Annotated in this window: 14 protein-coding genes and 1 pseudogene; 9 read left to right on the plus strand and 6 right to left on the minus strand. The window is 70.2% G+C overall.

What is annotated here, in order from left to right; translation table 11 throughout:
* The 9 genes and pseudogenes from ACFZDA_RS41300 to ACFZDA_RS41340 all read left to right on the plus strand — a co-directional run.
* Positions 1–1,252: pseudogene (locus ACFZDA_RS41300) on the plus strand (aspartate ammonia-lyase); the annotation flags it as partial.
* Positions 1,253–1,317: 65 nt separating this feature from the next.
* On the plus strand, positions 1,318–2,766 hold the full coding sequence (locus ACFZDA_RS41305; RefSeq protein WP_391091674.1) for a four-carbon acid sugar kinase family protein: 1,449 nt from the start codon (positions 1,318–1,320) through the stop codon (positions 2,764–2,766).
* A complete protein-coding gene (locus tag ACFZDA_RS41310) occupies positions 2,766–3,629 on the plus strand; it encodes a ketose-bisphosphate aldolase (protein ID WP_391091676.1) in 864 nt (287 codons plus the stop codon). The genes ACFZDA_RS41305 and ACFZDA_RS41310 overlap by 1 nt, the downstream gene beginning before the upstream one ends.
* A 156-nt stretch (positions 3,630–3,785) precedes the next feature.
* Entirely contained in the window at positions 3,786–4,535 is a 750-nt protein-coding gene (locus ACFZDA_RS41315) for an aspartate/glutamate racemase family protein (protein WP_391091678.1), read from the plus strand.
* A gap of 49 nt (positions 4,536–4,584) precedes the next feature.
* Complete coding sequence (gene otnI, locus ACFZDA_RS41320) at positions 4,585–5,403, plus strand: 2-oxo-tetronate isomerase (RefSeq protein ID WP_391091680.1); 819 nt, start codon at positions 4,585–4,587, stop codon at positions 5,401–5,403.
* The gene (locus ACFZDA_RS41325; RefSeq protein ID WP_391091682.1) at positions 5,351–6,196 is read left to right on the plus strand and encodes an aminotransferase class III-fold pyridoxal phosphate-dependent enzyme; all 846 of its coding nucleotides are present in this window, start codon (positions 5,351–5,353) and stop codon (positions 6,194–6,196) included. The genes otnI and ACFZDA_RS41325 overlap by 53 nt, the downstream gene beginning before the upstream one ends.
* Complete coding sequence (locus tag ACFZDA_RS41330; protein ID WP_391091684.1) at positions 6,189–7,619, plus strand: aldehyde dehydrogenase family protein; 1,431 nt, start codon at positions 6,189–6,191, stop codon at positions 7,617–7,619. The genes ACFZDA_RS41325 and ACFZDA_RS41330 overlap by 8 nt, the downstream gene beginning before the upstream one ends.
* Positions 7,620–8,257: 638 nt before the next feature.
* On the plus strand, positions 8,258–8,389 hold the full coding sequence (locus ACFZDA_RS41335) for a hypothetical protein (protein ID WP_391091686.1): 132 nt from the start codon (positions 8,258–8,260) through the stop codon (positions 8,387–8,389).
* A gap of 217 nt (positions 8,390–8,606) precedes the next feature.
* Complete coding sequence (locus ACFZDA_RS41340) at positions 8,607–9,149, plus strand: hypothetical protein (protein ID WP_391091688.1); 543 nt, start codon at positions 8,607–8,609, stop codon at positions 9,147–9,149.
* 494 nt (positions 9,150–9,643) lie between these two features.
* On the opposite strand, the gene ACFZDA_RS41345 is transcribed toward ACFZDA_RS41340, so the two are convergent.
* The 6 genes from ACFZDA_RS41345 to ACFZDA_RS41370 all read right to left on the minus strand — a co-directional run.
* Positions 9,644–9,997 carry a cupin domain-containing protein gene (locus ACFZDA_RS41345; protein ID WP_161369012.1) on the minus strand — a complete coding sequence of 118 codons (354 nt, stop codon included), beginning with the start codon at positions 9,995–9,997 and terminating at the stop codon, positions 9,644–9,646.
* 255 nt (positions 9,998–10,252) lie between these two features.
* Positions 10,253–11,533: an FAD-dependent oxidoreductase gene (locus tag ACFZDA_RS41350; protein ID WP_391091691.1), complete on the minus strand. Its 1,281-nt coding sequence runs from the start codon at positions 11,531–11,533 to the stop codon at positions 10,253–10,255.
* An 82-nt stretch (positions 11,534–11,615) separates the two neighbouring features.
* The gene (locus tag ACFZDA_RS41355; protein WP_391091693.1) at positions 11,616–11,888 is read right to left on the minus strand and encodes a hypothetical protein; all 273 of its coding nucleotides are present in this window, start codon (positions 11,886–11,888) and stop codon (positions 11,616–11,618) included.
* A complete protein-coding gene (locus ACFZDA_RS41360; protein WP_391091695.1) occupies positions 11,885–12,751 on the minus strand; it encodes an ABC transporter permease subunit in 867 nt (288 codons plus the stop codon). Before ACFZDA_RS41360 ends, ACFZDA_RS41355 begins: the two co-directional genes overlap by 4 nt.
* Positions 12,748–13,641 (minus strand): ABC transporter permease subunit, encoded by an 894-nt coding sequence (locus ACFZDA_RS41365; protein WP_391091696.1) that lies wholly within the window; start codon positions 13,639–13,641, stop codon positions 12,748–12,750. Before ACFZDA_RS41365 ends, ACFZDA_RS41360 begins: the two co-directional genes overlap by 4 nt.
* 3 nt (positions 13,642–13,644) lie before the next feature.
* Positions 13,645–14,661: ATP-binding cassette domain-containing protein (locus ACFZDA_RS41370; RefSeq protein WP_391091698.1), on the minus strand; the 1,017-nt coding region annotated here is incomplete at its 5' end.

Raw genomic sequence — 14,661 nt, forward strand, 5'->3', positions numbered from 1 at the left:
TGAAGGAGGCCGCCGCCCTGGCGAACGAGGAAGGCGGCCGGCTGGATCCGAGGAAGGCGGCCGCCATCGTGGAGGCATGCCGTGAGATCCGTGAGGGCAAGCTGCACGACCAGTTCGTCGTCGACGTCATCCAGGGCGGCGCCGGCACCTCCACCAACATGAACGCCAACGAGGTCGTGGCGAACCGGGCGCTGGAGCTGCTGGGGCACGCCAGGGGCCAGTACGAGCACCTGCACCCCAACGAGGACGTCAACCTCGGCCAGTCGACGAACGACGTCTATCCGACCGCGGTCAAGATCGCGACGGTGTTCGCGGTGCACGGCCTGCTCAGGTCCATGCTCGTACTCCAGGACGCCTTCGCCGACAAGGCGGTCGAGTTCCGGGGCATCCTCAAGATGGGCCGCACCCAGCTCCAGGACGCGGTCCCGATGACGCTCGGTCAGGAGTTCTCGGCGTACGCGGTCATGATCGAGGAGGACCGCAGCCGGCTCTCCGAGGCCGTGGAGCTGATCCATGAGATCAACCCGGGTGCCACGGCGATCGGCACCGGCCTCAACGCACCGGCCGGATACGCGGAAGCCGCCCGCCGTCATCTCGCGGCGATCACTGGGCTGCCGCTGGTCACCGCCGCCAACCTGGTGGAGGCCACCCAGGACTGCGGCGCGTTCGTGCAGATGTCGGGCGTCCTCAAGCGGATCGCGGTGAAGCTGTCGAAGAGCTGCAACGATCTGCGGCTGCTGTCGTCGGGTCCGCAGGCGGGGCTGGGGGAGATCAACCTGCCGCCGGTGCAGGCCGGTTCGTCGATCATGCCGGGCAAGGTCAACCCGGTCATCCCGGAGGTCGTCAACCAGGTCGCCTTCGAGGTCATCGGCAACGACGTCACCATCACCATGGCCGCCGAGGCCGGACAGCTCCAGCTCAACGCCTTCGAGCCGATCATCTGGCACTCCCTGTCCAAGAGCATCACGCACCTTCAGCGCGCGTGCCGGGCGCTGGCCGGGCGGTGCGTCGCGGGGATCACGGCCAACACCCAGGCGCTGCGGGCGGCGGTGGAGAACTCCGTCGGTCTGGTCACCGGAACCTCAACCCGTACATCGGCTACGAGGCGGCGACCAGCATCGCCCGGGAGGCCCTCGCCACCGGACGCGGGGTCGCCGAACTCGTCCTGGACAAGGGCCTGCTGCCCGCCGGCACCCTCGCCGAGCTCCTCCGCCCCGAGGCCGTCGCGGGACCCGGTCAAGCCCTGGTGTGACGTGATCAGGCGCGACCCCGACCGAGTTCGCCCCCCAACTACCCGTAAGGGAGCAGGAATCCGCCATGTCCCTACCCCTCCATGCCCAGACACGGCCCGTCCCCGAGGCAGCGGTGCTTCAAGGGCTGCCCCCGGTCCGTGAGGTGAGCGCCGCGGAAGTGGCCGCCCGGATTGCCGGCGGTCCCCGTCTCGTCGTCCTCGACGACGATCCCACCGGCACCCAGACGGTCGCCGACGTGCCCGTCCTGACGTCCTGGACGGTGGACGACCTGCGCTGGGCGCTGCGCCAGGACAGTGCCGTCTTCTTCGTCCTCACCAACACCCGCAGCCTGCCTGCCGAGGACGCCGCCGCCCGTAACCGCGAGGTGGTCCGCGCCCTGCACGCGGCCGCCGCGGCCGAGGGCACCGGCTACGTCCTGGCCAGCCGCGGCGACTCCACGCTGCGCGGCCACTTCCCGCTGGAGACCGACGTCCTCGCCCAGGAGCTGACCGAGCTGGGCGCCGGCGCTCCGGACGGGGTCGTCCTGGTCCCCGCCTACATCGAGGCGGGCCGGCTGACCGTCGGCTCGAACCACTGGATGCGGACCGCCGGCGGGCTGCTGCCGGTCGGGATGAGCGAGTTCGCCCGCGACGCCACCTTCGGCTACCGCAGCTCCTCGCTGCCCGAGTGGGTCGAGGAGAAGACGGGCGGACGCCTCCCCGCGGACGAGGTCCTGCGCGTCACCCTCGACGACCTGCGCGGCGGCGGCCCGGCGCACACGGCGCGGCTGCTGACCTCGTTGCGCGGCGGACGGGTGGCCGTGGTCGACGCGGTGTGCGACGACGACCTGCGGGTGCTGGCCCTGGCCCTCGCCCAGGCGGAGAAAAACGGCACACGGCCGGTGTACCGGGTCGGGCCGTCCTTCGTCAGGGCCCGCGCCGGGCAGGCCGGGCGGGCACCGCTCACCCCGGCCGAACTGCGCCCGCTGCGCGGCGACGCACCGCACGGTCTCATCGTCGTGGGGTCTCATGTCGCGCTGACCACACGGCAGTCGGACCGGCTGCGGGAGCGGGGCGGGATCGCCGAGTACGAGCTGGACGTGGCCCTGCTGCTCGACGAGGAGCGGCGTGACGCCCACATCGCCGAGGTCGCGGCCGCGGCCGCCGCCGCGCTGGACTCGGCCGACGCGGTGATCCGCACCTCTCGGGTGCTGGTGACGGGCGTGGACGCGGACGGCAGTCTGGCGATCTCCCGCCGGGTCTCCGCCGCGCTCGTTCAGGCCGTGCGCCAGGTCAACGCCATCCGGCGGCCCGCTTTCGTCGTCGCCAAGGGCGGCATCACCTCCAGCGACACCGCCACCCACGGCCTGGGGATCCGCCGTGCCTGGGCCCGGGGCACGCTGCTGCCGGGCATCGTCTCGCTCTGGGAGCCCGTGGACGGCCCCGCTGCCGGCATCCCCTACATCGTCTTCGCCGGGAACGTCGGGGGCGCCGACGCCCTCGCCGACGCCCTCGACCTGCTCAGGAGTGCCTGATGCTGCTGCACGGAACCGATGCCCTGAAGGAGGCGGCGGCCGCCGGTCACGCCCTGCCCGGGTTCGTCGCCTACAACCTGGAGACGGTCCAGGGCGTCACGGCCGCCGCCGAGGCCGCCGGACGGCCGGTCGTCATCCAGGCGGGCTCCAGTCCCTTCAAGCACGCCGACCGCGAGGCCCTGATGCGGCTGGCGCTGGACGCCGCCGCACGCTCCACGGCCCCTCTCGGTGTGCACCTCGACCACAGCCGGGACCTGGACGAGATCACGGCCTGCCTCCAGGCGGGCTACACCTCCATCATGGTCGACGGCTCCCACCTGCCGTTCGCCGAGAACATCGCCTTGACGAAGGAAGCGGTCCGCCGGGCCCGCGACCACGGCGCCTGGGTGGAGGCCGAACTCGGTGCCCTCCCCGGCGACGAGGACGTCTCCACCGACGCCGTCGCGCACACCGCGGCGATGACCGACCCACAGCAGGCGGCCGAATTCGTGGCCGCGACGGGCGTGGACGCACTCGCCGTCGCCGTCGGCAACGTCCACGGCTTCACCCAGCACCCCATCCGCCTGGACCTGGAGCGGCTCGCCGCGATCCACGAGGCCGTAACCGTCCCGCTCGTCCTGCACGGCGCCAGCGGTCTGCCCGTCGAGGAACTGCACGGCGCCCTCGCCCGAGGCGTCGCCAAGGTCAACGTCAACGCCGAACTGCGCCGCGCCTACCTGCAGGCCACCCGCGCCACCCTCCCGTCCGCGTTGCCCGGCGCCGACGTCGTCTCCCTGTGGGCGGCAGGCCGCGACGCGGTCCGGGACGCCGCCGTGGACGTCATCGGCCGCCTGAGCCCCCGCACCGAGGGGGCAGGCGCATGACCTGAACGCGGCCTGGCCGCCTTAAGTCCACCGCACCGGCGGCAGCCGTCGTCCACCTCCCGGCCGTGCGCGCTGCGCGCGTCTCGCACCGCTTCGCCCCGCACTCTCGTGCCCTCCTGGGCACGCGGGCCGATACCCCACCCTGTTGGAGACATCATGTCCACCACTGCCTCGATCGCCGTACTGCACACCAGCCTGCTGTTCGTCGACGCCGATTCGGTCATCAACGAGTACCTCTCGGAACTCGCGCCGGACGCCAGGGTCCTGCACTTCATCGACAGCGACGTGCTCGCAGCCGTGGTGCGCGACGGCGAGGTCTCGCCTGCCAGCACGCAGCGCATGGTGCACCTGGCCCAAGCCGCGCAGGCCGCGGGCGCCGACGTCATCTTCTCCGCCTGCTCCTCGGTCGGCCCGGCCATCGACGTGGCCCGACGCCTCGTCTGCGTCCCGATCGTCAAGATCGACGACGCGATGACCGCGTCAGCGGTCGAGACCGCGGGCGCCATCGGCGTCCTGGCGACGGTCCCCACGACGCTGCCGCCGACCCGTGCCCTCGTCGAGGAGAAGGCCCGGGCGGCCGGCCGCGACATCACCGTCCAGGAGCGGCTGTGCGAGGGCGCTTTCTCGGTGCTGATGTCCGGTGACCGCGACCGCCACGACGCGATGGTGCTCAACGGGGCACGGGCACTGGCCAAGGAGGCCGACGTGATCGTGCTGGCCCAGGCATCCATGGCACGGCTGGCTCCCGCGATCACCGAAGCCGTCGGCAAGCCCGTGCTCTCCAGCCCGCGCAGCGGAACGGAGAACGCGGTGCGTGTGCTGCACGAGCAGACGGCTGAACCTGCCCATGCCACAGCCAGGGCCCTGGAGACCATGGAATGGCAGGGAGGCTGCGGAGCGAGGTGATTGAAAACCACTGACCGTGGCCGTCCCCGGCCGGAACACAGGAGCCAGCATGCCGAGGTTCGCAGCGAACCTGTCCATGATGTACAACGAGCACGACTTCCTCGACCGCTTCGCCGCGGCCTCGGCTGACGGCTTTAAGGGGGTCGAGTACCTCTTCCCCTATACGTACGACGCCGCCGAGCTGCGCCGCCGGCTCGACGACCACGGCCTGGTGCAGGTGCTCTTCAACGCACCCGCAGGAGCGTGGGAGTTGGGAGAGCGCGGGATGGCGGCACTGCCCGGACGTGAGGCGCAGGTGCGCTCCGGGGTGGAGCGGGCTCTGGAGTACGCGGCGGCGCTGGGCTGCCCTCGGGTGCACCTGATGGCCGGGCTGGTCCGGCCGGACGCGACACCGGCCGAGCTGGCCGAGCACCGCGACACCTACCTGACCAACCTGGCCTGGGCCGCGGAACGGGCCGCCGCCGCGGGCGTCGACATCCTGATCGAGCCGATCAACGGCCGCGACATGCCCGGATACTTCCTGTCCCGGCAGGCGGAGGCGCACGCGGTGGTGCAGGAGGTGGGAGCCTCCCATCTCAAGGTGCAGCTCGACCTCTACCACTGCCAGATCGTCGAGGGCGACCTCACCACGACACTGCGCCGCGACCTGCCGACCGGCCGGATCGGTCATCTGCAGATCGCGGGCGTGCCCGACCGGGGTGAGCCCGACCAGGGTGAGTTCAACGTCCGCCACCTGCTCGACGTGGTCGACGAGCTGGGCTTCGACGGGTGGACCGGCTGCGAGTACCGTCCCCGCGCCGGTACGAGCGAAGGTCTTGGCTGGCTCGACGACTACCGCAGCCACCGGGCACAAAGCGCACGAGGATGAGCGGTACGGCCTCGACCCCGACCTGGTCACCTTGGCCAGGGGCGTCACCTCCGGCTACGCCCCGCGGGGCGGCGTCCTGCTCTCGCCGCGCATCTGGCAGCCGTTCCACCGCGACGGCGAGCAGACGCCGGTCTTCCAGCACGGTGCCACCTACGCCGGACACGCCACCGCCGGCGCCCTGGCCCTACGCAACATCGGCATCCTCCAAGAGGAGAAACTCGTGCCCCGCGTCGCGGAGCTCGACGTACTGCTCACCGAGGAGCTGACCCGACTGTGCTTGCGCGAGGCGGTCACCGACACGCGGGGCACCGGGCTGCCCGGCGGCGTCACCCCGCCAGCCGCCTCGGCGCCGAAGCGGGCACCGACGAGTTCATCGAGCACGGGTTCGTCACCCGCCCGCGCGCGGCAACACCGTCCGGATCAGGACGCCCTTCATCACCACCGACGACGAACTCCGCCGGCTCGTCGCCGCCCTCATCACCGTCATCACCGCGCAGGAAAGCAAGTGATCGGCATGACCTCCACCACACAACTCCTCACCTCCGACCCGGCCGCACGGGCCGCCGCCCACGAGGCCGCCGCCCGCATCGGCGGCGGCCGAGCGGGCGCCCGAGGCACCATCGACGTCCACGACCCGAGCCTCCTCGGCACCGTCACGGTGTCCGCACCGGGCGCCGGCCGCATCGAGACCGCCTACGCCCTGCTGTCGGACATCATCACCCTCCACCACCGCCACGCCGACGACTACGCCGCGCCCACGCGCCCCGTCCTTGAGGAGACGCACCGTGTCTGACACCGTCGTACCCCCCGGCATCGAACTGGGCACCGACACGGCGCCCGTGCACAACCCCTACACCGGCGAGGTCATCGCCTCGGTACCCACCGTCGACGCAGGCGCCGTCGGCAGCATCCTGCAGCAGGCCAGGTGCGGGCGCCGCACCGCGGCCGCGCTGTCCCGCGCCTGCAGGGCCGCGGTCCTGGAACGCGCCGCCCACCTGATCGAGCGCCGCGCCGAGTCCTTCGCCCAACTGATCGTCAACGAGGCCGGCAAGACCATCACCCAGGCCCGCAAGGAAGTCGCCCGCGCGGTCAACACCCTGTCCCTGTCCGGAGCCGAGGCACGGCGCAACGCCGGCGAGGTCATCCCCTTCGACTCCTATGAGGGCTCGGAGAAACGGCGGGGCTGGTTCACCCGCGAACCGCTGGGCATCATCGCCGCCATCACTCCGTTCAACGACCCCCTCAACCTGGTCGCCCACAAGCTCGGCCCGGCCATCGCCGGCGGCAACGCGGTCATCCTCAAACCGTCCGCCCTGACCCCACTGTCCGCGCTGCGCCTGGTCGACACCCTCATCGAGGCCGGCCTGCCCGAGGAGACCGTCACCGTCGTCAACGGCAATGCCGACATCGCCGCCGCGATCGTCGCCGCCCCCGACGTGCGCATGGTGTCCTTCACCGGCGGATTCGCCACCGGCGAGGCCATCTCCCGCACGGCCGGCCTGAAAAAGCTCGCCATGGACCTGGGCGGCAACGCCCCCGTCATCGTCATGGACGACGCCGACCTCGACGAGGCCGTCGCCTCCTGCGTCTGCGGCGCGTTCTGGGCCGCCGGCCAGAACTGCATCGGCACCCAGCGGATCCTCATCGCCCGCGAAATCTACGAGCGCTTCCGCGACGCCTTCGTCGCCCGCACCAGGCTGCTGCGCGTCGGCGACCCGCTCGACGAGCGCACCGACGTCGGCCCCATGATCACCCAGGAGGCCGCGGCCGCCACCCGGGCCAAGGTCGACACGGCCCTGGCCGAAGGCGCGAGGCTGCTGTGCGGCAACGACGTGAGCGGCTCCCTGTACACGCCGACCGTCCTGGAAGACGTCCCCGCGACCTGCTCGATCTGGCAGGAGGAGGTCTTCGCCCCGGTCGTCGTGCTGCAGCCGTTCACATCCTTCAAGGACGCCATCGAACAGGCCAACGCCATCGACTACAGCCTCCACGCCGGCATCTTCACCTCACGCCTGGACCGCGCCCTGAACGCTGCCCGGCTGCTCGAAGCAGGCGGAGTCATGATCAACGACTCGTCCGACTACCGCTTCGACGCCATGCCGTTCGGCGGATTCAAATACGGCAGCATGGGCCGCGAGGGCGTGCGCTTCGCATTCGAGGAGATGACCCAACCCAAAGTCGTCTGCATCAACCACACCAGTGACGTGGTGCATTGACCGCCTTCCGCGCCGAGCGCGACTCTCTGGGCAGTGCCGCCACCGGAGGAACTGTCAGATCTGCGGACAGGGTGCGCCTGACTGTCTGCAGCATCGGCCTCATGAATGCGGCTGGAACGATCGCCTGACACCCTGACACCCTGACACCCTGACACCCTGACAGCAGAAGGGTGCCTCCCACCTGCGATGATCCGGACTGGCTAGATCAAGAAGACCGCGAGGAAAAGGCACCCGACGGTGCAGAGCACCGGCTGGGAGCATCGGCCTTGCCGTGCGGGCCGACGGCAAGAACCTGATCGGCCACGCGGGCCTGCTGCTGCTCGGGGAAGGTTACCGACCGCGCCGCCTGACCACTGCGCTGAATGCGGCGTTGCCGAGGGGCCCCCGGGCCCGCCTGGCGGGACCGGGGCACGGCACTGGTCCCGCCGGCCTGCGCAATCGTGCCCGGTGCGAGGAACATCTCGGAGGCCGAGCAACTCCGGTACCACTGGCGGGCCTGTTCGGCCGAACCTCTCTCGGACAGCACTTCGCGCCGTGCTCGCGGCGAACGACGCCCGGCGTCGCGGGCCCGATCGAGCGCGCCCGCGCCGCGATCCGCCGCGTGGTGTGGACGCTGCTCACCCCGCGACCCGGCGTCGGTGTGCGGCCGCGAGCCGGCCGACTGGTACGTCCTCGACCTGGACACGACCATCGTCACCTGCACCAGCCGCAAGGAAGACGCGGCGGGCACCTTCAAGGGCGGCTTCGGTCACATGCCGCTGAGTGCGTGAGTGGCCGACACCCGTGAGTGCGTCGCCATGCTGCTGCGGCCGGACACCGCCCCGCCCAGCGCCACCGACCACAAGGCGGTCCTGGCCTCGGCGTTTCGGCAGCTCCCGCTGCCGCTGTGGTCGAAGCTGCTGGTACGGACCGGACGGCGCGGCCTTCAGCCACGCCCCGCTCGATCATCTCCAACAGCTGTCCACGCGCCGGCGCCGGGTGCGCTGGGTGACCGGCTGGGCCGTCAATGCCACGGACGAGCAGGCCATCGCACTGCTGCCAGAGAAGGTGCGGACGGCCGCGCTGCGGCAGGACGGCAAGGTCCACGAGATCAAGGGACCCGCAGCGACATGGTTTCTTACCAGGTCGCCGAATTTGACCGGCTGGCCGACCGGGATGCGGCCGATCGAGCGCCGGCTCAAGCCCTCACGGCGGGCTGCGAAGAAGCTGACCGCCTTCGAGAAGCACACCGGCCGACGCCACCAGATCCTGGCCACGAACATCCCCGCTCACCACGGGCTTTTTGGAGCTCCCGGCTCCGGGCAGGTGTGGTTCGTGGACGCCCTCTACCGTGATCACGCCGAGGTCGAGGACCACGTGAAAAGGATCAAACGGGTCGGCCTCGGGCTGCTGCCCTCGAAGTCCTGGCAGAGGAACACCGCCTGGGTGCCGGCCGCCACGATCGCCGCCGACCTCGACGCCTGGACCCGGCTCCTTCCCCGCACGACGAGCCCGAGCTCGTCGCCCCCGAGCCGCAAACGATCCGCATGAAGCTGCACCACCTGCCTCACCGCCCAATCGGACGCAGTTCTCCACGCTTGTCAGTCGCAGATCGATCCCGTGCAGTGAGATCACCAGGATCGAAGCTGCCGGTGGCTTTCTGCTTGTGGTGCGCACCGTTGCCCTGACGGTGCTTCGCACGCTCGGCCGGACCATGCCGTCGAGCCGGCCGCCACGTTCCGCTGCCGCCTGCGCGAGACGCTGGAGATCCGGCGGTGCGCTTCGCCACCCACCGCCTGCGAGCCGCGGGCGCACGGAGGGCCTTTCGATCTGGGCCTCTGCGTGCGCCCGCCTGCTTTCCACGCGGCGACGCCGAGCAGTACGGATGGGACCGGGCGGCAGCCGACGGTCCCATCGCCACACACCCCGTCGCTGAGCCGCATTTCTGCCACAGCGTGGTCCTCAGGACATCGAGGGCATGTGTCTACTGGGCAGGTAGCCCTCGCGAGAGGTCCCGACGCCGATCGTGCCCTGCGGCGTCGGCGTTACGACACGGTCAGGTAGATCTTGCGCACGGTTTCGATGGTCTTCCAGACACCGACGTAGCCCGGCTTCATGACAAAGCTGTCGCCTGCCTTGTAGATCACCGGCTCACCACCTTCCGGCGTGAGTTCGACGACGCCTGAGAGGATGTGGCAGAACTCGAAGGTCTCGCCCTTGATCGAGCGCGTCTCGCCGGGCGTGGCTTCCCAGACGCCCGTGTTGATCGTTCCCTCACGGGCGGTGTCCTGGGCCCAGGTCTTGTACGTCGGGTCGCCGGAGATCAGGCGTTCCGGCAGCGGGCCGGACTCGCTGGGAGCGAAGGAGGGATCGGTGTCGATGGTCTTCAGGAGCGACATGCTTTTTCCTCTATTGGTTTCGGGAGCGATGCGAATCGAGAACGGACATACCAAGCGTCACCGGGTCGAGTTCGACCAGGCTCAACGTGCATCTGGGACCAGGGCCTGACGGCTGCGCTCCACGGTCACGGCGCGCAGCAGGTCGGTGAGTCTCTCGGCGGGCAACAGGCCCCCGTGCTGAGCAGTTGGGCCACGCACGGTCGGCGGCGAGGATCTCCTTGGCTTCCGGCGCTGCCCAGGCCGGCTGTCGACCGGTCAGCGGATGCGGTCCAGCGTCTTGTAGTAGGCGCCCGCGAAGGGCAGGAACCAGGCGGTGCCGTTGTAGAGGGGGATGCGAGGTGGGGCGAGGTCGCGCACCGGGCTGACCTCGGGGTGGCCGTCCATCACCTCGGCCATGACCTGCCCCATGTGCGTGGCCATCTGCACGCCGTGGCCCGCGTATCCCATGGAGTAGTACACGCCGTCGTCGGTCTGCCCGGCGTGCACGATGCGGTCCATGGCGAAGCCGACGGAGCCGCCCCATACGTACTCGATCTTCGTGCGGGAGAGCTGGGGGAAGATCTCGCACATCTCACGGAACAGCACGGCCCCGCTCTTCTTGTCCGAGGTGGGGTCCGACGGAGCGAAGCGGGCACGGCCGCCGAACAGCAGCCGGTTGTCCGGGGTGAGCCGGAAGTAGTGGCAGACCTGGTTGGAGTCCACGATGAGGCGGCCCTTGGGAATGATGTCCCGGGCCAGCTCCTCGCCCAGCGGCTCGGTCACGATGATGAAGCTGCCCAGACAGACCTGCTGGCGGCGCAGCCACGGGAAGTTCTTGTCGGTGTAGGCGTCGGTGGCCATCATGACCTGCCCGGCGCGGATCACACCGCGCTCGGTGCTGACCTCGAAACGGCCGGCGGCGGTACGCCGCACTCCGATGGCCGCGTTGCGCTCGTGGATCTCGACACCGGTGCGCTCGCACGCCTCGGCCATGCCGCGCACGAAGCGGCCGACGTGCAGTGCGGCGCTGAACGGGTCGAGCAGGCCGCCGTGGTAGGCGTCGGAGCCGATCTCGGAACGCAGTTCGGACTTGCCGATCAGAGTGGTCTCGTGTCCGAAGTACTTGGCCAGGTCGCGCTGCTGGGCCTTCTTGCTCTCGAAGTGCGCGGGGCGGGACGCGACGCCCAGGCGTCCGACGCGGTTGAACTGGCAGTCGATGGACTCCTCGTTCACGAGCCGCTCGACGGTGTCCACGGCCTCGCCGTAGGAGTTGTAGATCTCGCGGGCCCGTTCGAGGCCGTACCGGCGGATGGCCTGGCGTACGCCGATCGTGAAGCCCAGATTGGCCATGCCGCCGTTGCGGGCAGAGGCACCGGAGCCGATCTGGCCCTTCTCGACGAGGGTGACACGGGCGCCCTTGCGGGCGGAGTGCAGAGCGGTGGACAGACCCGTCAGGCCGGCACCGATAACCACCAGGTCGGTGTCCTCGGTCAGCGGCTTGCCGGACCGGTCGGCAAACGCCCCAGCGGTATCTATCCAGTAGGGAATCGTCTTCATGTCGGGTCCTTAGCGGGGAGTTTTCGAAGAGGGGCGCGGCCGGGCACCACCAGGAGCCCGGCGACGGGGCTGCGGTCGCTGATCAGCGGGGGCTCGATCCGATCAGCGGCACAAAGCGGTTGCAGACGCGGGCGAGGAGGCCGGCCTCGCGCAGTCGGCGCGGGATCAGGCCGACGACCAGACCGAGGCGGGCCGGCCCCCCACAGGCCGTCGATGAAGCGCCTGCCGTCGGCGTCCTCGGCGTGGGTACCCTCCCCCGCCGGACGGCGAGGAGGCCCTCGCCGTCCGGGCCGAGCGAGCCGTTGGCGGTCATGTGCAGCAGCTGCCGCTGAGCGGTGGCGGCGGCGGCGGTCATACGGCCTCGCCTCCCGGGTTGGCGACGCCGACCGTGTTTTCGACCGAGAGCAGGGAGCCCTGGCGTCCGGATCCGATCCAGCGCACCAGGGCCACCAGGGCGAGGGCGAGGATGGCGAAGGCGGTGAGGAGCGCGCTGACGGCGGTCACGCTGGGGTCGATCTCGAAGGTGAGGGAGTTGTAGACCTGCACGGGCAGGGTGACGGTGTCGACGGAGGAGAGGAACTGGGAGATGTAGAACTCGTCGAAGCTGGTGATGAAGGAGAAGATCGCTGCCGCGATCATTCCCGGCGCGGCCAGGGGGAAGGTGATCTTCCGGGCGATGGTCAGCCGGCCGGCGCCCATGCTGGCCGCGGCGTCCTCCAGTCGTTCGTCGATGCCGCGCAGGGTCGCGATCAGGATGAGCACCGCGATGGGTGAGGCGAGCACGGTGTGGCCGAGGGCGATGGCGATGGGGCTGCCCAGCATCGCGGCGGGCTCGAAGAGCAGGAACAGGCCGAGTGCGGTGACGATCTGCGGGATGAGCAGCGGGCCGAGGACCAGGGCGAAGACCGCCGAGCGCAGCGGGAGTTCGCTGCGGGTCAGGGCGGTCGCCGCGGTCACCGCGATGATGAGGGAGAACACGGTGCTCAGGGCGGCGACCAGGGCGCTCAGGGAGAGCGCGGCGGGCCATTTGCTGCCGTCGGCGAACAGTGCCTTGTACCAGTTCAGCGTCCACGCCTCGGGCGGGAAGGCGGCAAAGGCGTTGTTGCTGAAGGAGGTGACGAGGATGACGACGATCGGCAGCGCCAGGAACAGCAGGGTCAGGGTGGCGATGGCGGTCAGGACGATCCGCCCGGCGAGGCTGCTGCGCAGTTCCATCATGACGCGTTCCTCTTCTTACGGCTGGCGCCCAGCGAGCTGACGGCCTTGACCAGCAACAGTCCGGCCAGGGTGAGGACCAGCAGGATGACGCCCTGTGCGGCGGCCCCGTTCCACTGGTTCTCCTTGGTGACCTGCTGGTTGATGAGGGTGGCGATCATCGTCTGGTTGGGTCCGCCCATCAGGGCGGGGGTGATGTAGTAGCCCAGCGAGAGGATGAAGCTGAGCAGTCCGGCACTGGCCAGACCCGGGGCGACCAGCGGCAGATACACCCGGCGGAAGATCGTCACCCGTCCCGCGCCCATGCTGGACGCGGCCGCCAGCAGCCGCCGGTCCACACCCCGCATCACCCCGTACAGCAGCAGCACCGTGTACGGCAGCATCATCGACGTGGTGCCGATGACGACGCCGAGCTCGTTGTAGAGCAGCTGGAACGGGGCGCCGGGGACCGACAGGCTGGTGAGGGTCTCGTTCACCAGGCCCTTGTCGCCGAGCATGATGATCCAGCCGTAGGTGCGCACCAGGGCGCTGACGAAGTGCGGGACGACGACGACCAGCATGGCCAGGCCGGCCAGGATGGGCTTGAGCCGGGTGATCGCCTGGGCCAGCACGAAGCCGAAGACCAGGCTGAGTACGGCTGTTTCGGCGGAGATCCGCAGGGTGGTGATCAGGACGGAGAGGTTGACGCCGGTCAGGGCGTCGGCGTACCAGTGCAGGGTGAAGGAGCCGTCGGCGTCCTTCAGGCTGAGGAGCAGGGTGCTGAAGATCGGGTAGACGAACAGCACCAGCAGGTAGACGACGACCGGCAGCGCGTAGAAGATCCCGACCCGGGTCTTACGCGAAGCCAGCAGCTTGCGCGGACGGGCAGGGGCGGTGGCGGTGCGGGCTGCCATGACTCACCCCGCCTGTTCGCTGGCGAAGAGGTTGACGTCCTCCGCATCGACGGTGATCCCGACCCGCTCGCCTGCGACGGGGCCTCGGCCTGCCGGCACTTCCAGGCGCAGCAGCGGCGCCTGACCGCCGTCGATGCGCACCCCGGCGCGAACCAGGGTGCCGACGTAGGTGGCGGTCTCGACCGTGCCGGTACAGAATCCGTCGTCACTGGCGCTGGCACGCAGCCGGCCCGGCTGCACCGCGACCTTCACAGCGGTGCCGGGGGCCAGCTGGTGACGGCGCGCCTTGAGCAGGCCGCCACTGTCATCGAGGCGGACCAGAGTGTGCTCGCCGTCGTGCTGCTCTACCCGGCCGGGCAGGAAGTTGGCCGCGCCGAGGAAGTCCGCCACGAACGGCGTCTTCGGCCGCTCGAACAGTTCCCTGGGGGTGTCGAACTGCTCGATCAGGCCGTTGCGCATCACCGCGATCCGGTCCGACATCACCAACGCCTCTTCCTGATCGTGCGTCACGTAGATGACGGTCAGGCCGAGTTCCTGCTGGATGGTCTTGATCTCGACCTGGAGCTGGTCACGCAGCTTCTTGTCCAGGGCGCCGAGCGGTTCGTCCATGAGGATCACCGGCGGGCGGTAGACCAGCGCCCGGCACAAGGCGACACGCTGCTGCTGGCCGCCGGACAGCTCACGCGGCTTACGCCCGGCCAACCGCGACAGACCCGCGATCTCCAGCGTCTCCCCCACCCGGCGACGGACCTCGTCCTTGCCCACCCCACGCAGCGTGAGCGGGAAAGCGACGTTCTCCCGCACGCTCATGTGCGGGAAGAGCAGGTACTGCTGGAAGACGAAGCCGAGGTTGCGTTTTTGCGGCGCCAGCCGCGTGACGTCACGGCCGCCGACGGTGATGGTGCCGGAGTCGGGTTCGCAGAACCCGGCGATCATCATCAGCGTCGTGGTCTTGCCCGACCCCGAGGCGCCGAGGAAAGTGACGAACTCCCCCGCCGCGATCTCCATCGACGCCTCGTC

Origin of the sequence: Streptomyces sp. NPDC007991 (assembly GCF_042958445.1) — a bacterium.
Lineage (GTDB): Bacteria > Actinomycetota > Actinomycetes > Streptomycetales > Streptomycetaceae > Streptomyces.